Raw genomic sequence first — 15,917 nt, 5'->3', positions numbered from 1 at the left:
TTTCAGCTAACTTCTTTGCCCAGCGGCACGCAAGGCGGGAGCGAGAGGGCAGAGGCCTGCCAAACAGCAGTCGCGTGGCTTGGGCGCGATCATAGTGTTTCAAATTGTGGCTTCAGCCCGAAGAAGCCCCTAATTCTTTGGTGTAAGCCTCAAACTCGTGAAGTCTTGCAGGCTCTCACATTAATGTGAAAGGCCATCAAGGCTTAATCATTAAATGACGACTGAACGCCAAGTAGCGAAGGCCGCCTGGCAAAAGCAGGCTGCGCAGATGATGACGCCACGCCGTCCCTTGCTCACCCTGGGCGTAAGCCAGTTCTGCAGCGTCATGGTGCGCCGCGCTCAACTTGGCTTTGACCAAGGCCCGCACAGGTTTGGGTAACTTCAGTTCCAGCACCTTTTGTAGCACGCAAGTCTCCGCCGTTTGGTATGCCAAAGACTTGGAAAGAGACCCTGGCGTGCTGTGAATTCGAAAAGTGGCTTGGTCGACGAAGCCCATTCGTCGGGTGCAGGCCAGCAAATAGGCCAAGTAGGTCCACTCAAAATACCGCACGCTGGGATCGAAATCGCCAGGAACCACTGAGGCTGTTCTGAACAAGCCGCCGCACGAGGCCAGCCAATTGGCTCGCGTTAATTCTTCGAGCGGCGCCGATTCGATCGATGCGGTGTCTGTGAGGAATGGCTCATCAATACCTTGTTCATTGCAGCGCAAGCCATTCGATGCCACGAAGTCGATCGAAGCGTCGCGCAGCATGGGGGCGATACGATTCGCAAGGGCGCCAGGCAAGTATTCATCGTCATCATCCAAGAATCCAAAAAACGGTTCGCGGACCAGGTCGCGGCCTATGCCGATGGCCTTGACTGAACTGCCTTCGGATTCATAGCGGACTTCGATGTCTTGGCGTGACTGCAAGCGCCTGAAGCAATCAGGATCGACTCTCTGGCCATTGACGACGACCAACACGCGTACCGCGACCTCCTCCTGCCCAAGGATGCTGTCTATCGCTCGGCGTAGACCTTCAAATCGGCGTAATTCGCAAGTGCTGGGGATGATGATGCAGACCGAGGAGGCCCCTGGCTTGGCCTCTTGGTCTATGAGGCTGCTTTGCCCCACTTCAAGTCGATTGCGGGGTATCAAGCTCGTCATTTGAAGGTTTGAGTCAGCGGCATAGGGGATCCATGCGCAAGCGGCCTGCCGCTTCCAATGCTGGCGCAGCAGATGCGCGAACGCTCATAGAGTGTCGATGCTCATCGATGGTCGGCATTGGCAAGTGCTTGTGGCTTGAAGCCGGCCTTCAATATCGACGCGAGAGTTTTCAATGACGGTTTGAGCGTCATTGCGTGCCAATAGGCTTTCATCGCTTGACCGGTCAGTCCTTTGCAGCGCAATGACCATGCCCAATGCTCGAAGCTCTGGGCCAATTGGGTCTTCAGTAGACTTAATTCCGCCTTGCTGGCCAGTGTGCTAAGCCGTTCAATATTCACCTGCAAAAGTTGGCAAATATCTTGATGGCTTCTCAAGCTGTCATTGGATAGATTGTTGGCATGCACTCGGTATTGCGCCAGCACTTCGTTGACAAAAATCAGCTTGCCTTGGAGTGCCAGTCTGACCCAAAGGTCTTTGTCGTCGGTGATGGTGTAACGGGTGTCGTAGTGGATGAATCCATCCGGCAGCCTTGACTTGGCAAGTAGGCAGCCAGTAGTTTGGATGCCTGAGTAGCGCAGAGCTTGGAAGATTGGATAGCGATCACCGCAACTGAATACCCCGGGCTCCAACTCGGCGATGTAGTCTTGAGCGTGGCTTCTGAAGTCCGGGATGTACCGCTCTCCCTTGGACTGACTCTGGCTGTCGATGTACTCCAGGTCATGAAAGGCTGCAACGTGGTCGGGGTGCTCTTGAAGTGCTCTTAAAAGAAGCTCCAGCTTTCTTGGTAGGTAGTTATCGTCATGGTCAATGAAAGCGATGTAGTCGCCCCGCACATATTCCAAACCGGTGTTCTTCGACACCGAGGGTTTGCCACCCCGCGATTCGCGCCTCACGTAGCGAATCCGTGGGTCATTCGTTGCGGCGGCTTGCAGCATCTCAGCTGTCTGATCACTGGAACAATCGTCCACAGCAATCAGTTCCCAATTCAGGTGGCTCTGATTACGCACGGAATCGAGCGTTTCTCGGAGATACCGCTGACTGTTGTAGCAGGGCAAAACGATCGAGATCAGGGCTTGATCTCGAGCGTCTGTCGGGCTGGGTTGGCTGTTCATGGAATTCAGTGAATTCAAGAGGAGTGCGTGGCAGCGCTTGATTTGCGACGGAAGGTTCTTGTCACTTCCTGCGACAAAGGGTGTTTGCTCAGAATCAGGGCGAGCAGTAGCGTCATCGCAGCCCCTGCAGTCGCAAGGATCAAAGGCACGATGGGCTGAGAAGGCGTCCAACCAAAATGCAGCATGACGACCAGTGGAATGACCGCGCTAGCCATAGCCACAAAGCCGCAATTGAGCAAGATCTTGATCATCGGTCCCCATTCAAAATCGACCACCTGTTGCGTGGCCCTGATCCATGCCAAAGCTCCAAGGCCCGAGGCAAACACAATGCCAATGCCCATGCAACGAAGGCTCACATAGGCTCCGCACAATGCGCCGATGGCGGAGAGAAGGCCGGACAAAGCAGAAGTCTTGAGGACGACATCGGCGCGACCGAGGCCGGTGCAACTGGCAATGCAAATCGGAACTGGTGCAGTCAGCGCGCCCGCTAAGGCCAGCCATCGAGTAAGTTCGACGGAGTCATCCCATTGGTGCCCGTAGAGTAGTCGCGTGACAGGGCTGGCCAGCAGCATCAATCCCAATGAAAACGCCCAATTCAAAACGATGATGTAGCTCATCGCTTGAAAAAAACCGGGACGTACGTCTTGGTTTTCTCTCCGCAATGAAGAAAAAAGTGCCAGTGACACGCCATACACGGCGTCTGTCACCAAGCGTGAAAACATGGAGACTAGGCCATTGCTTCGGCTGTACAGACCGGCCGCGACCATGCCTTGAAGCTTGCCCAGTGCGAAGTCTGGCGTAGATACCATCAAAGTATTGATCAGGGCCGTGCCCGTGATGCGGCTGCCAAAACTCAAGACTTCGCGGGTACCTTGAAAGTTCAGTCCCCAGGGCAGCGCGCCTGGCCGAAAGAATTGGGCCACCAAGGCATTGGTCAAAATGCTGGCGAAATTCCCCCAGGCCAAACTGACCGGACCATGGCCTTTCGCCGCGAGGCCTATGGAGACGACGGCTCCAACCACGGCGGCCGATAGTCGCATGGTCGCCAGCTTGCCGAAAGCCATATCCCGCATCAACAGGGCATAGGTAATGGAGCCAACCGGGTTGAAGAGGTAGGACGCTGCAGTGATGAACAAAATACTGGCGATTCGAGGTTCGCGGTAGAAGGCGGCAGCAGGCCAGGCCAAAATGGCAATCAGAAGGGCAAGGCCAAAGCCCACACACAGCTGAATCGTCCAGACTGCCTTCAAGCTTTCGCGGGTCAGTTCCTTGGCTTGGACGACGTACTGTCCTGCACCCATGTCTCGCACGGTGGCGGACAGCATCAGTAAGGCCATGGCCACCGAAAACACTCCCAGGTCTTCGGGCGCAAGGAGGCGGGCAATCGCCATTGAGGAAGCGATAGCAATCACCAAGCCGCTGTATCGCTCCAGGAAGGAGAACATCAGCGCTCTACGAGTGCTCATTTGGGCTATCCTTACCGAAACTGTCGGCTGCCATTTCCGCCAAGCTCGGTTGAACTGCTGAAGATGGGGTGGGGCGCCGTGCGGGCATTGAGCTACCGGTTGAGGAGTTCGGTACGCTCATTGCGAGGGGGTTTCTTGCCACTTGCCGGCCGCTTGAAGGCGTGCTTTCAGGGTGGGTTGCTGAATGCCCATTTCGTAAGCGACTTGAGCCTGCTCCAGCGCGCGATCGAACTCGCCAAGGTCGACAAAAATTAAGCCCAGGTTGTAATGAGTCAAGGGGCTATCAATCCCTTGTTCGATGACTTTATCCAATTGTTGGATGGCCTCTGCCTTGCGATTTCTTTTCCCCAGGTAGTCTGCAAAGATCATGCGGACGATCGCGTCGTTGGGGCTGAAGCGAAGGCTTCGGTCGAACCAGCATTCAACGGAATAGCTGGAACCTACCGGCTTTTCGGTCTTTTGGCGCTCAGCCAGGCGCATCATCGCGATTAAGGCTTTACTGTGATTGGGGCTTGCACGCAAGGTGTAATCAAGGTCGCTGGCCATGGATCCCGTCATGCCTCGGCGTAAATTTGCCACGTCGGCGTTGAAGTGGAAGGCCTCTACGACTTTGATTTGTTCGTATTGGGTCCGGTAATTGAAAGGGCCGTATGCGTTGGTCAGCGGACCGCAGGTCTCGTTTTGTGCCTGGACTGAAACCGTCGCCGAAAGCAAAGCCAAAAAACAGAGAGCGGACTTGAACGTTTTTGTCAGCATTGGAGTCGAAGCATCCCCCTCCAATGGCCTGTGAATATTCTCAATGTTCATGTGAATTGCGTTGGGTGCTGTGCCCATGTTTTGCCAACACTTGGCGTCAATTGGAGTGGGTTGAAAATTTAGGTCAAGCTGCTAGCTTTGTAAGTACAGAGTGGCGCACAAACTAGCACGTGGCAATGGGCTGAGCCTCGTCTGGCTGTATGAATCATTATGCCGGCAGTAATCTGCCGGAATTGAACTGGCGAATGCACATCGAGGATCCCCGATAGTGTCGGTAGCTTAGGGCCGGTGTAGCCCACTTGACCTGTGAATTTCTCATGTTTGCCACGAATCCATGGGGCTTTGCTCTTTGGCGGGGTCCTGGATCGCGTAAATTGATCGAGATTCAACACGCCCCAATGCGAGAATCGCCGGCGTTTGTGGTGACGGCGATTGCTCAGGTTTGACTCAATGTTGGCGTTGACCACTCGATTGCTACTTGGCTGATTCCGTTGCTTGCGCATTTTTAGATTTATTGACTCGATCCCATATGACATTGAACAAGAGTGACATCGTTGCGGCCATCAAGGCTGAAGTCGTCAGAATCGCGTCCAGCCTGGACCTCGACGCCAGCGATTTGTTGGCAGACGAGATTTTGCCGGCCTCGGGCTTGATCGATTCGGCAGGTTTGTTGGAGCTGATTTCCTGGTTTGAGCAGGCTTATGACTTTCGCATCGCCAGCGAAGACTTCACCATCGACAACTTGGGTAGTCTCGACTTGATGGCAGATTACTTGCTGAGTCGTAAGGCGCAGGGCTGATCGATGAGTCTGCAGTGGGGCGGGGGCCCCGTCGTGGTCGAACCGAAGTTTCTAGACGGCTCGGTTGGGCGTTTGTTTTCAGTGCTTCATCGTCCCGGCCCGGGTCAGCCTGCATTGCGCGGCTCTGTGCTTTGTCTGCAGGGTTTCAATGAGGAAATGAATCGCTGCCGGAGCATGGTGACGTTACAGGCCCAGGCTTTCGCTGCCCGGGGCTTGGCGACCTTGGTTCTGGATCTCACAGGCACTGGTGACAGTGAAGGTGATCATGGCGATGCCCGCTGGGAGTTGTGGCAAGCGGATGTAAGGTGTGCTTTGCGGCATCTGTTGCATCTGCAGGCGCCTGTGCAAGTGATCTGGGGCGTTCGTCTGGGGGCGATTCTTGCGGCGCAAATGGGCGCCGAAGTGCCGAATGCTGATTTGCTCCTTTGGCAGCCCGTCTTGGACGGCAAGATCCATTTGACGCAATTCCTGCGTGTGCGTATGGCGGCACAACTGGATCGGCCCGATTTGCCCAAAGAGACCACCCAATCGATGCGAGCCTTGTTGTCTCAGGGGGACACTTTGGAAGTTGCAGGCTATGCCTTGCACCCCCAACTCACCGCGGTTCTGGATGGCCTGAAACTAGCTGCATATCAGCCTTTGCAGAACAACCGTGTGTTATGGGTGGAGCAAGCCAGCGCAGATAAGCAAGAGTTGTCCGCTCCGAACCAAGCCTTGGTCAATGCTTGGCAGCAGGCCGGTGTGAAGGTGGATGGACAGGCTTATATCGGGCCCGCTTTTTGGCAGGTTCATGAGCGGGCCGTGGCGCCTGATTTGCTGGAGAAGACCTGCGCATGGATGAATAGCGCAGCTGAAGCGTTGGTGTCGGCATGAGTGAAACTGCTTTCTCGTTCCCCTGTGATGGAGACTCCCTGGTCGGCATTCTTCATCAGCCCGAGGGTGTGGCTCAGACGCGCGGTGTGCTGTTTGTGGTCGGTGGGGGCCCTCAATATCGGGCCGGCGGGCATCGGCAGTTGACGCTCTGGTCCCGGCATTTGTGTGCCGAAGGCTACCCAGTGTTTCGGTTTGACTATCGCGGCATGGGCGATGCCCACGGGAGTTTTCGCGGTTTCGAGGATGTCGGCGCGGATATCCGCGCAGCCATCGACCATTTCTTTGCGATCTCTCCGGGCTTGAAAGAGTTGGTGCTCTGGGGCGAGTGCGATGCGTCCTCCGCCATCTTGTTCTATGCCCACCGAGACCCCCGCATCAAAGGTTTGGTGCTGCTCAACCCTTGGGTGCGAACCGAAGAGGGCGAGGCCAAGGCGATCTTGCGCTTTTACTATCTGCAGCGGCTGTTGGAGCCTAGCTTTTGGCGCAAAGTGCTGAGTCTGCGCTTCAATCCTTTCGCGTCGGTGAAGTCGGCGCTGGGTTTGATGCAAAAGGCGAGGGCCGGTGCTCAAAACGTCTCGGGGGGCGGGTCGCACAACGAAGACTTGGGCGGTAGCAGCTTGCCTGAGCGCTTGTTTGCTGGCTTTAACCGTTTTGCGGGGCCGGTGATGTTGGTGCTCAGCGGGCGCGACCTGATCGCTCGTGAGTTTGAACAGCTGATCGAGACTGACTCCAACTGGCAACAAATGTTGGCCAGCAAAGCGTTGACGCGACACGACTTTGCGGAAGGGGACCACACCTTCTCGTCGGCCGCACAGCGCAATCAGGTGGTCACTTGGGGCGTGGATTGGCTCAAGGCCTGGCCTTGAAGAGACGATACGATTTATTTAGGGACATATGGCCAGACCTCTGATCGAGCCGGTGACGGACGCCACCTTGCCTGAATTTGCGCAGTTTTTGCACCAGCATTTGCAGTCTTCGCGTTCCGCTGAAGAGTGGGCCCAAGGGCTGAGAACGAATTGGTCGGCCGAGCAGCCCAATTACGGGTTTGTCGTGCGCAATGAAGGGCAAATCGTGGGCGGCATTGGCGCCTATTACGCCGATCGGGTGATCGGTGGCAAGGCCGAGCGTTTTTGCAATATCACCAGTTGGTGCGTGCTGGATGCCTTCCGTCAGCAAAGCATGCGTCTGGCCATGAGCGTGGTCAGTCAACCGGGCTGGCATTTCACTGATTTCTCACCCACCAAGGTGGTCGGTGCCACTTTAAAGTTTTTTAAGTTCAAGGAACTCGACGAACAAGTGGCTGTGATTCTTAATCGGCCCGCCTTGAGTTTGGGGGTCCAGCTGATCAGTCAGTCGGCTGACATCGAGGCAAGCTTGGATGGTGAGGCATTGCGCATCTATCGGGACCATTCGCGATTCCCGTGGTTACAGCATGTGCTCTTGAAAAAGGGCGCGCAAATCTGCCACGTCATCTACAAACGCCGCAGTTTCAAGCGGCTGCCTTCGGCGGAAGTGCTCTACCTGAGCGACCCGCAGTTGTTCAGCGAGAAGTTTTCGGCGCTGGGCGGGCATCTGCTCTTGCGCGGCATGGTCAGCACCCATGTGGAGCGGCGCTTTCTCGACGACATCCCGGGGCTGCACAAGCTGCGCAGTGGCTTCAACCCCAAGGTGTACTTGAGTCCCAGTTTGAACGACGCACAGATTGACTACTTGTACTCCGAGACCATGGCTCTGGACCTTTGAAAGCCCCAGTGATGGATAACAACAAGAAAATCCTGATGGTTGCGTTTCACTATCCGCCGGTCAAAGGCAGCAGTGGCATCCAACGCACGCTGAAATTTTCAAACTATTTGCGAGAGCATGGTTGGGAACCGTTGATTTTGACGGTTAGTCCCGGTGTGCATGAGTCGGTCAGTGATGACCAAATGGGTGAGATACCCTCCGGCATGGTGGTGGAGCGGGCGTTTGCGTTCAATACTGCGCGCGATCTTTCATTCAAGGGCCGCTATCTGGGTTGGATGGCGCAACCAGATCGATGGGTGACTTGGTGGCCAGCGGGTGTCTGGACGGGTATGCAAATGATTCGTCGGCACCAGCCGGCGGCGATTTTCTCGACCTGCCCCATCACCACGGCCCACATGATTGGGCATACGCTGGCGCGATTGAGTGGACTGCCCTGGATCGCTGATTGTCGTGACTCCATCACTGAGCCGGGCTACCCGAGTGATCCTCAGACCTGGCGTAGCAATCGGCGCTTAGAGCAAAAGATGGTTCGTCGAGCCAGCAAGGTGGTGTTTACGACCGAAGGCACGCGTGAGATGTACGCGGAGCGTTATCCCGAGCAGTCGGCTGCCAAATGGGCCGTTATCGAAAACGGCTACGACGAGGAGAACTTTCGCGATGCCGAGCGCGACTTCGTGCCTCGGCCTTTGGGGCATACAGGTCAGCTGACTCTGATCCATAGCGGCATTCTCTACCCGCAGGAGCGGGACCCTCGGCCGTTTTTCTCGGCGCTGCGCCGAATGCGGGATGCCGGGCAAGTGGGAGCTGACAGCTTGCGCATTGTCCTGCGGGCGACGGGTAGCGACGGCGCATATCGAGAGATGCTGAGTGAATACGGCATCTCAGATCTGATTGAACTTGCGCCGCCTATTGCTTACCGCGATGCCCTGCGGGAGATGCTTTGCGCCGATGGATTGCTGCTGTTTCAAGCAGCTATGTGCAACCATCAAGTGCCGGCCAAGTTATACGAGTACTTCCGAGCCGGCCGCCCGATCTTCAGCCTGACGGATCCGCAGGGCAACACGGCTCAAGCGCTGCGTCGCGGCGGTGCAGACGACATCGTCAACATCGCCGACGAGCATGACATCGAGGCCGGCTTGACCCGCTTCCTGAGTCAGTTGCGCTCAGGACAGGCGCAAGGAGTGCAGCCAGAAGTAGCCTCGGCCAATTCTCGCCGGGCGCGTACCGCCGAACTGGCGGCCTTGCTGGAGGGTTTGGGGCGTGGCGCCTGAGGCTGCATCTGAATCAGGTGTCAGGCCTCGGCGCTTGCGAGGCTTGGCGCGAATTACTGCCCCAATTTGCCTTGAACAAAGCTGAGTAGAGTTCCGAAAGTTTGGAAAACCGAGCCGTCAATTTCGTCATCGTCGACCGAGAAGCCCAGTTTGTCCTCAAACGCGGTCAGCAGTGAGACCACACCCATGGAATCCATTTCTGGCAGCGCGCCGAGCAAGGGGGTCGCTTCATTGAAAGCTTGGGCTCGACCCTCCAGATTTAACGTTTCATCCAGCAATGAGCGCAGCACCTGCTTGGTGTCCATGAATAATCCTCTGTGTCGGTAGCAAAAAACTCCGGCGATTCTAGTGGCGTGCGCCCTTGTGCCGCTGCTAAGCGATTGACGGCCTTCTATCTTGACCCCATCTGCCCATGAATGATTCCTCACTCTTGCATGAATTGATCTCTCGGAGTGCGCTGCGAACGCCCGATGCGGCGGCTTTGAGCTATGGCGGGCAAACGCTCAGTTATGGCCAGTTGCAGGCGCAGGTGTCCCACGCGGCTGCAGCCCTGTTGTCCCTCGGCTTGGGCCGCGGCGAGCGGGTCGGGATCTATCTTGAAAAGCGCTTTGAAACGGTGGTGGCCAGCTTTGCCGCCCCGGCCGCTGGTGGCGTTTTTGTGCCGATGAATCCGCTCTTAAAGGCGGAACAGGTGGCCTTTATTGCGCGCGATTGCGATGTGCAGGTGTTGCTGACTTCGCCTGAGCGTTTGGACCTGCTGCTGTCGCAGTTGCCGGCTTGCCCAAGCGTCAAGCACATTGTGTTGACCGCGCCGGCGGCGCAGCCGCCGGTCTTGCCCGAAGGCGTGGGCTTGCACGACTGGACTCAGCTTTTGCAAACGCCTGTGCATGACGGCCACCGTGTCATCGATACGGATATCTGTGCCATCCTGTACACCTCGGGTAGCACGGGGCGTCCCAAGGGTGTGGTCCTGTCGCATCGCAATATGGTGGCTGGCGCCAAGAGCGTGGCTTCATACCTAGAGAACACTGCGCAAGACACTTTGCTGGCCGCGCTGCCGCTGTCGTTTGATGCCGGTTTCAGTCAGTTGACGACGGCCTTCCATGTGGGGGCACGCGTCGTATTGTTGAACTATTTGTTGCCGCGTGATGTGCTCAAGGCCATGGAGCGTGAGCGTGTGACGGGATTGACGGCCGTGCCGCCGCTGTACATCCAGCTTTCCCAACTGGAGTGGCCGGCGTCAATCACCGAGCATTTGCGCTATTTCGCCAACACCGGGGGACGCATGCCTCGGGAAACACTGGACGCGCTGCGCAAGCGTGCGCCCAAGAGTTTGCCGTTTCTGATGTATGGCCTGACCGAGGCTTTCCGTTCCACTTATTTGCCGCCCAGCGAAGTCGATCGCCGTCCGGACTCCATTGGCAAGGCCATTCCCAATGCCGAGATCTCGGTCCTTCGGGAGGACGGCAGCCCCTGTGATGTGGATGAACCCGGGGAGTTGGTGCATCGCGGAGCCTTGGTGGGGCAGGGCTATTGGAACGACGCGGAAAAAACCGCCGAGCGGTACAAGCTCCTGCCCGCTGGCACGGCCGGTCGTGCCACTGGCTTGCAGTTGCCTGAGTACGCGGTGTTTTCAGGCGATACAGTGCGGCGCGACAGCGAAGGCTTTTTGTACTTCATTGGCCGGCGCGACGAAATGATGAAGACCTCGGGCTATCGCGTCAGCCCCACGGAGGTTGAAGAGATCTTGTACGCCACCCAGCGGGTCGGCGAGTGTGTGGCTTTTGGTGTGGACCACCCCACGCTGGGACAGGCCATTCAAGTCATCGTGACCGCGCCTCCCGGAGCGACGGGTGTGGATCTGGCGGCTTTGCAGCTGGACTGCCGCCAGCGCATGCCGGCCTATATGGTTCCGGCAGGTTTCGAACTCCAGGCCGGGCCTTTGCCGCGCAACCCTAACGGCAAAATTGATCGCAAGCTATTGTCTACCGCTTGGCTTGAGCGCCAGCAATCCTGAGTACGGGCAGGACTTGCAAGTCCTGTCCACCGCATCAACCGAAGAGAGTCAGACCATGTCCGTTCAAGATCCGATCATTCCTAAGCGAGCGCCAGAGCATGTGAGCATGTCGCAGTTTGCGCAGCGTGATGGCGAGTTGGTGATCGGCGGTGAGCGCTTGTCCGTGTTGGCGGAGCGTGTCGGTCAAACGCCTTTTTATGCCTACGATCGCCAGCTCTTGAAAGACCGGGTCGCAAGTTTGCGTCAGGCCTTGCCGGCCGGCATTGAGCTGCACTACGCCATGAAGGCGAATCCAATGCCTGCCGTTGTGGCTTTGATGGCCGGCTTGGTTGATGGCATTGACGTGGCATCAGCGGGTGAGCTTAAGGTCGCGTTGGATGCCGGCGCTGTGCCACATGACATCAGCTTCGCCGGCCCGGGCAAGCGTGAACAAGAGTTGCGCCAAGCGGTGGCTTCGCGAGTCTTGATCAATGTGGAGTCGATGCGCGAGGTTCACCTTCTTGGGCGCATCTCCGAGCAGATCGGTTTGCCGGCTCGGGTAGCGGTGCGTGTCAATCCGGACTTCGAGCTCAAGGGCTCGGGCATGAAGATGGGGGGGGGGCCTAAGCAGTTCGGCGTTGACGTGGAGCAGCTACCCGAATTGTTGGCCGAGTTGCCCCGGCGCGGTTTGGTCTTTGAGGGCTTTCATTTGTTCGCGGGCTCTCAAAATTTGCGCCCGGAAGCAATTTGCGAGGCTCAGCAGAAGTCCTTCGACTTGGCCTTGCGTCTGGCCGCGTTGGCTCCTTCGCCCGTCCGTTTCTTGAATTTGGGCGGCGGCTTTGGTATCCCGTACTTCCCAGGCGAACAACGCTTGGACCTGCAGTCGATCGGTGAGAATCTGGCCGCTTTGCAAGCCCGCGCCCGACAAGAGATGCCAGAGGCCAAGTTGGTGATCGAGTTGGGCCGCTATTTCGTGGGTGAGGCTGGGGTCTATGTCACTCGCATCTTGGACCGGAAGATCTCGCGCGGGCAGGTCTTCTTGGTGACCGACGGTGGCTTGAACCATCATTTGTCCGCCTCAGGCAATTTCGGCCAAGTGATTCGCAAGAATTACCCGGTCACCATCGGTAATCGCTTGAGTCAGAGTGAGCGAGAAGTTGCATCGGTGGTCGGGCCTTTGTGCACGCCGCTTGATCTGCTGGCCGATCGCATGGAGCTGCCGCTCGCTCGAGAGGGCGACTTCGCCGTTGTCTTCCAGTCCGGTGCCTACGGTGCCAGCGCCAGCCCGCAAGCCTTTTTGGGTCATGCGCCCGTGGTGGAAGTGTTGGTTTAAGTCCGGCTTTGCATGGAGCAGGAGGGCCGAGCCGTCCTGTGTGACTGCACGGTCAGTATTCAGCCGAAAGAGTTAATTTTTCCCAAGTCAAAGTGCCGATGTCTCACCGCATGAGTCGGCTCGGTCTTGCTAATGAGGTCTAATCCCGCGCATGAAAAACGTCTCCACTGCTGACTTGCCCTTTGAGTTAGATGCCCACGGCAAACCCAAGATTGCCCTGGACCTTGCTGACTCTTACAGCTATGGCCAACTCTTGCGTCAGACCGAAACCACTTTGTTGGACCTGTTCGGGCGCGGCTTGCTGTCGGGCACGACCCACACCTGCTTGGGGCAAGAGCTGTGCCAGATGTCCGTGGTACGTGCTTTGGATCATGCGGATGATGTGGTGCTGTCAAATCACCGCAACCATGGCCATTTCTTGACCTATAGCGGCAATGTGACCGGTCTCTTGGCTGAGGTTATGGGCCGTGAGGCCGGTGTTTGCGGCGGCTATGGTGGCAGCCAACACATGGCCTACCGGCATTTCCACAGCAATGGGGTTCAAGCGGGTATGACCGGCATCGGTGTGGGCCTGGCCATGGCGCTGCAGCAACGCGGCTCACAAGGCTTGGTCACCGTGATGATCGGTGACGGCACCTTGGGCGAGGGCTTGCTCTACGAGAGCATGAATCTGGCCGCCATCTGGAAGCTGCCGGTGTTGTTCGTTGTGGAAAACAACGGCATTGCGCAAACCACCGAGACCTCGTACTCGCTGGGCGGCAGCATATTGGCGCGAGGCCAAGCGTTTGGTCTTCGCAGCTGGGAGTTGGACGACGCCGCCCCCGACTTCTTGGCTCAAGCCGAAGCCGTGGTGAAGTCGATGCGGGCCAGCCCAGGCGCGGGTTTCCTTTGCATCAATACGCAGCGACTCGGCCCGCACAGCAAGGGCGACGATTTGCGCCCTGAAGAACTCAAGCAGCAAATCGCCAGACGCGACCCGCTGATGGCCTTGCGTCGTCAGCTGGACGAGGCTCAGGCGGATCAATTGGACGCGAGTATCAAAGCCCATGTGGCTGCCTCAGAAGCGCTGGCCATGGCCTCGCCCGAAGCGCAGTTTGAGAGCCTGCGCGAGCATTGCTTGCGCGAGCCGGTCGCGAGCACGGCACCGATGCAAGCGGCCAAGCAGCCCAATGTTCGCACGGCGATCAATCTGGCTTTGCGGGACTTGTTGCAGCATGACCCCAGAGTTGTGGTTCTGGGTGAGGACTTGCACGAACCCTATGGTGGCGCCTTCAAAGTCACGGCAGGTTTGTCCTCGGCCTTCGAGGGGCGAGTGCTGTCCACGCCTATCAGCGAAGCGGGGATCACCGGCGCCGGCATTGGACTCGCCTTGGCGGGCATGAGGCCGGTCGTGGAGATTATGTTCGCCGACTTCCTGACCTTGACGGTGGACCAGCTCTACAACCACGCGGTCAAGTTCCCCGGCATGTTTCCCGATACCGAGGTGCCCATCGTAGTGCGCGCTCCAGCCGGTGGTCGTCGCGGCTATGGGCCCACCCATAGCCAGAGCCCAGAGAACATTCTTGTCTCCATTCCCGGCCTGAGTGTTGTCTACGGTAGCCATCGACACAATGTCGGGCAATTGCTGGTCAATGCGGTGACGGCTTGGCCGAATCCGACGGTCTTTATGGAGCACAAACTGCTCTATTCGGAAGCGCAAGATCCGAAGGACTATGTTGAATTGCCGGCACATTCGGCGGATCCGGGCGCGGTTTTGTTCCCGACGCTTCAGCGTGCATCCGGCGACACGCCCGATGTGACCCTGCTCAGCTTCGGCGGTATGTTGCCGCATGTGGAGCGGGCCGCTGCAAGGCTCGAAGCCGAAGAAGAGTTGCAAGTGGAGATCATTGCCCCGAGTCTGCTGGCGCCCTGGCCACGCCACACCTTGCTGCCTTTGCTGCTGGAACGCGACTGCATTCTGGTGGTGGAGGAATCGCACCATGAGTACGGCGTCAGCGCCGAGTTGTTGGCATCGCTGGCGGAAGCGGGCTACAAGGGAACGGTGGGTCGCTTGGGCCTGCCGCCGGTGCCGATCGCGGCAGCCCGTAGCCTTGAGTTCGCCCAAATGATCGACGATGCCACCATTGTGGCCAGCGTGCTCGACCTGCTTTGAAGCACGCTAAGTTTGCGGCTTCACTATCCTAATTTCTGAGAGTTCTTCACCATGGCCATTGCGATCAACGTTCCCCGTGTCAACAACAATGACGATGAGGTCAAGCTAGTTTCGCTGTCAGCCGCCGTCGGAAGCTTGGTGGCGGCCGGAGATGTGATCGCAGAAGTCGAGACCGACAAGGCGGTGGTGGAAGTTGAAGCCCATGCTGGGGGCTATGTGCTGGCTGTGTTGGGTCAGGTGGACGAACAGCTGCGCGTCGGCTCGGTGCTGCTTTGGTTGGGCGAGACGGCTGACGAGGAAGTCCCCAAGAGCTCCGCTCGCGATCAGCGTGCTGCGCATGGTTCTGCCGCTTCTGGCGCAGCAGCCCCTACCGCCAAGGCGAATATCCTGCTGCGTCAACATGGGCTGCAGGCAGAGCAAGTTGCCGCCTCGGGCGAGCGCTTGAGCGCCGCCGATGTGCAGCGTTACCTCGACGCACAACAAGGTGGGAAGAATCGCGCCGCAGCGGCGCCAACGGCCCGCCGCGAGGTCAGTGCAGCCAGCATGACGGTGCCGGGCGAGGTCCAGGCCCTGGCCAGCCACGAGAAAGGCATGCTGTCGACGGTGACTTGGCATCGCGACCATGCGGTTCCGGGTTATATCGAGATCAGCTATGAGCAGGCCCCATGGCTTGCTGCTGCCAAGGCGCATCAGGCCGAGACTGGTGCCTTGTTCAGTCCTTTGTTGCCGCTGATGGGCGCGCGTCTAGTCGAAATTGCCAAGGACCATCCCAAGATCAATGCCACCATGGTGGACAGTGGGCGATATCACTATGCCCAGGTCAATCTTGGCTTTACGGTGCAAGTCGCCGAGGTTTTGTATTTGACCGTGGTGCAAGCTGCTGAACAGAAGAACAAGCAGCAATTGGTCACCGAATTGGTGGAGTTGCAGCGCTTGGCCTCTGGGCACAAGCTCGCGCCTCAGCAGTGCACTGGGGCGACGCTGAGTTTCTCCAGCATGGCGCGCTGGAAGGTGGGGCGCCACATTCCTGTGCTTTCGCCGTTTACCAGTTTGATGATTGCGCACACGGCGGTGGATGATCAAACAGGGATCTTGGGAGCCACTTACGATCACCGAGTACTCAGCGGTGCCGATGTGGTCAAGGTCCTCAAACTGTTGAGCCGTCCAGCCTGAGTCTGGATTAGCCGGACTTCGTTTGCAATGAGCCTAGGCCCCGTTTCAATCGGGGCCTGGGCTTTCGCCATCCGTTCTTCAGTTCTCCTTCTTGCCCTG

At 57.8% G+C, this 15,917-nt stretch carries 14 protein-coding genes; 9 read left to right on the top strand and 5 right to left on the bottom strand.

The genetic code is table 11. The features are described from left to right. Nucleotides 1–196 precede the first annotated feature (196 nt). The 4 genes from LNV06_RS02110 to LNV06_RS02095 all read right to left on the bottom strand — a co-directional run bounded on the left by LNV06_RS02110 (nucleotide 197) and on the right by LNV06_RS02095 (nucleotide 4,529). On the bottom strand, nucleotides 197–1,144 hold the full coding sequence (locus LNV06_RS02110) for a glycosyltransferase (RefSeq protein ID WP_263536586.1): 948 nt from the start codon (nucleotides 1,142–1,144) through the stop codon (nucleotides 197–199). Nucleotides 1,145–1,245: 101 nt separating this feature from the next. Continuing rightward, complete coding sequence (locus LNV06_RS02105; protein ID WP_263536585.1) at nucleotides 1,246–2,256, bottom strand: glycosyltransferase family 2 protein; 1,011 nt, start codon at nucleotides 2,254–2,256, stop codon at nucleotides 1,246–1,248. A 14-nt stretch (nucleotides 2,257–2,270) separates the two neighbouring features. Beyond that, entirely contained in the window at nucleotides 2,271–3,722 is a 1,452-nt protein-coding gene (locus LNV06_RS02100; protein WP_263536584.1) for a lipopolysaccharide biosynthesis protein, read from the bottom strand. A gap of 117 nt (nucleotides 3,723–3,839) precedes the next feature. Next, nucleotides 3,840–4,529, bottom strand: a complete 690-nt coding sequence (locus LNV06_RS02095) for a tetratricopeptide repeat protein (protein ID WP_263536583.1) — start codon at nucleotides 4,527–4,529, stop codon at nucleotides 3,840–3,842. A gap of 478 nt (nucleotides 4,530–5,007) precedes the next feature. Here LNV06_RS02095 and LNV06_RS02090 point away from each other — a divergent pair, with 478 nt between their 5' ends. From LNV06_RS02090 to LNV06_RS02070, 5 genes are read left to right on the top strand one after another with little or no spacing between them, the layout of a single operon-like run. Further along, a complete protein-coding gene (locus LNV06_RS02090) occupies nucleotides 5,008–5,277 on the top strand; it encodes a phosphopantetheine-binding protein (RefSeq protein ID WP_263536582.1) in 270 nt (89 codons plus the stop codon). Nucleotides 5,278–5,280: 3 nt separating this feature from the next. Continuing rightward, a complete protein-coding gene (locus LNV06_RS02085; protein WP_263536581.1) occupies nucleotides 5,281–6,150 on the top strand; it encodes a hydrolase 2, exosortase A system-associated in 870 nt (289 codons plus the stop codon). Beyond that, complete coding sequence (locus LNV06_RS02080) at nucleotides 6,147–7,016, top strand: hydrolase 1, exosortase A system-associated (RefSeq protein WP_263536580.1); 870 nt, start codon at nucleotides 6,147–6,149, stop codon at nucleotides 7,014–7,016. The genes LNV06_RS02085 and LNV06_RS02080 overlap by 4 nt, the downstream gene beginning before the upstream one ends. A 28-nt stretch (nucleotides 7,017–7,044) precedes the next feature. Further along, a complete protein-coding gene (locus LNV06_RS02075; protein WP_263536579.1) occupies nucleotides 7,045–7,893 on the top strand; it encodes a hypothetical protein in 849 nt (282 codons plus the stop codon). An 11-nt stretch (nucleotides 7,894–7,904) separates the two neighbouring features. After that, complete coding sequence (locus tag LNV06_RS02070; protein ID WP_263536578.1) at nucleotides 7,905–9,164, top strand: glycosyltransferase; 1,260 nt, start codon at nucleotides 7,905–7,907, stop codon at nucleotides 9,162–9,164. Nucleotides 9,165–9,217: 53 nt separating this feature from the next. Here LNV06_RS02070 and LNV06_RS02065 read toward each other — a convergent pair whose 3' ends face one another. Continuing rightward, nucleotides 9,218–9,469 carry an acyl carrier protein gene (locus LNV06_RS02065; RefSeq protein ID WP_263536577.1) on the bottom strand — a complete coding sequence of 84 codons (252 nt, stop codon included), beginning with the start codon at nucleotides 9,467–9,469 and terminating at the stop codon, nucleotides 9,218–9,220. 107 nt (nucleotides 9,470–9,576) lie between these two features. On the opposite strand from LNV06_RS02065, the gene LNV06_RS02060 reads away from it, so the two are divergent. From LNV06_RS02060 to LNV06_RS02045, 4 genes are all read left to right on the top strand, one after another. Further along, complete coding sequence (locus LNV06_RS02060; RefSeq protein WP_263536576.1) at nucleotides 9,577–11,181, top strand: acyl-CoA ligase (AMP-forming), exosortase A system-associated; 1,605 nt, start codon at nucleotides 9,577–9,579, stop codon at nucleotides 11,179–11,181. A 55-nt stretch (nucleotides 11,182–11,236) separates the two neighbouring features. Beyond that, nucleotides 11,237–12,493 carry a pyridoxal-dependent decarboxylase, exosortase A system-associated gene (locus LNV06_RS02055; protein ID WP_411970040.1) on the top strand — a complete coding sequence of 419 codons (1,257 nt, stop codon included), beginning with the start codon at nucleotides 11,237–11,239 and terminating at the stop codon, nucleotides 12,491–12,493. A 151-nt stretch (nucleotides 12,494–12,644) separates the two neighbouring features. Beyond that, a complete protein-coding gene (locus tag LNV06_RS02050) occupies nucleotides 12,645–14,645 on the top strand; it encodes a dehydrogenase E1 component subunit alpha/beta (protein WP_263536575.1) in 2,001 nt (666 codons plus the stop codon). Nucleotides 14,646–14,696: 51 nt separating this feature from the next. After that, nucleotides 14,697–15,818, top strand: a complete 1,122-nt coding sequence (locus LNV06_RS02045; protein ID WP_263536574.1) for a 2-oxo acid dehydrogenase subunit E2 — start codon at nucleotides 14,697–14,699, stop codon at nucleotides 15,816–15,818. Nucleotides 15,819–15,917: the final 99 nt, after the last annotated feature.

The organism is Paucibacter sp. Y2R2-4, from assembly GCF_025717535.1.
Taxonomy (GTDB): domain Bacteria; phylum Pseudomonadota; class Gammaproteobacteria; order Burkholderiales; family Burkholderiaceae_C; genus Paucibacter_A.
The sequence above is the reverse complement of the archived record's forward strand: the minus strand, read 5'-3'. Positions and strand labels throughout refer to the sequence as shown.

What these genes read in the sequence shown, in the direction of transcription:
- LNV06_RS02110 (WP_263536586.1), bottom strand. Translation starts at nt 1,144, where the DNA reads ATGACGAGCTTGATACCCCGCAATCGACTTGAAGTGGGGCAAAGCAGC.
- LNV06_RS02105 (WP_263536585.1), bottom strand. Translation starts at nt 2,256, where the DNA reads ATGAACAGCCAACCCAGCCCGACAGACGCTCGAGATCAAGCCCTGATC.
- LNV06_RS02100 (WP_263536584.1), bottom strand. Translation starts at nt 3,722, where the DNA reads ATGAGCACTCGTAGAGCGCTGATGTTCTCCTTCCTGGAGCGATACAGC.
- LNV06_RS02095 (WP_263536583.1), bottom strand. Translation starts at nt 4,529, where the DNA reads ATGAACATTGAGAATATTCACAGGCCATTGGAGGGGGATGCTTCGACT.
- LNV06_RS02090 (WP_263536582.1), top strand. Translation starts at nt 5,008, where the DNA reads ATGACATTGAACAAGAGTGACATCGTTGCGGCCATCAAGGCTGAAGTC.
- LNV06_RS02085 (WP_263536581.1), top strand. Translation starts at nt 5,281, where the DNA reads ATGAGTCTGCAGTGGGGCGGGGGCCCCGTCGTGGTCGAACCGAAGTTT.
- LNV06_RS02080 (WP_263536580.1), top strand. Translation starts at nt 6,147, where the DNA reads ATGAGTGAAACTGCTTTCTCGTTCCCCTGTGATGGAGACTCCCTGGTC.
- LNV06_RS02075 (WP_263536579.1), top strand. Translation starts at nt 7,045, where the DNA reads ATGGCCAGACCTCTGATCGAGCCGGTGACGGACGCCACCTTGCCTGAA.
- LNV06_RS02070 (WP_263536578.1), top strand. Translation starts at nt 7,905, where the DNA reads ATGGATAACAACAAGAAAATCCTGATGGTTGCGTTTCACTATCCGCCG.
- LNV06_RS02065 (WP_263536577.1), bottom strand. Translation starts at nt 9,469, where the DNA reads ATGGACACCAAGCAGGTGCTGCGCTCATTGCTGGATGAAACGTTAAAT.
- LNV06_RS02060 (WP_263536576.1), top strand. Translation starts at nt 9,577, where the DNA reads ATGAATGATTCCTCACTCTTGCATGAATTGATCTCTCGGAGTGCGCTG.
- LNV06_RS02055 (WP_411970040.1), top strand. Translation starts at nt 11,237, where the DNA reads ATGTCCGTTCAAGATCCGATCATTCCTAAGCGAGCGCCAGAGCATGTG.
- LNV06_RS02050 (WP_263536575.1), top strand. Translation starts at nt 12,645, where the DNA reads ATGAAAAACGTCTCCACTGCTGACTTGCCCTTTGAGTTAGATGCCCAC.
- LNV06_RS02045 (WP_263536574.1), top strand. Translation starts at nt 14,697, where the DNA reads ATGGCCATTGCGATCAACGTTCCCCGTGTCAACAACAATGACGATGAG.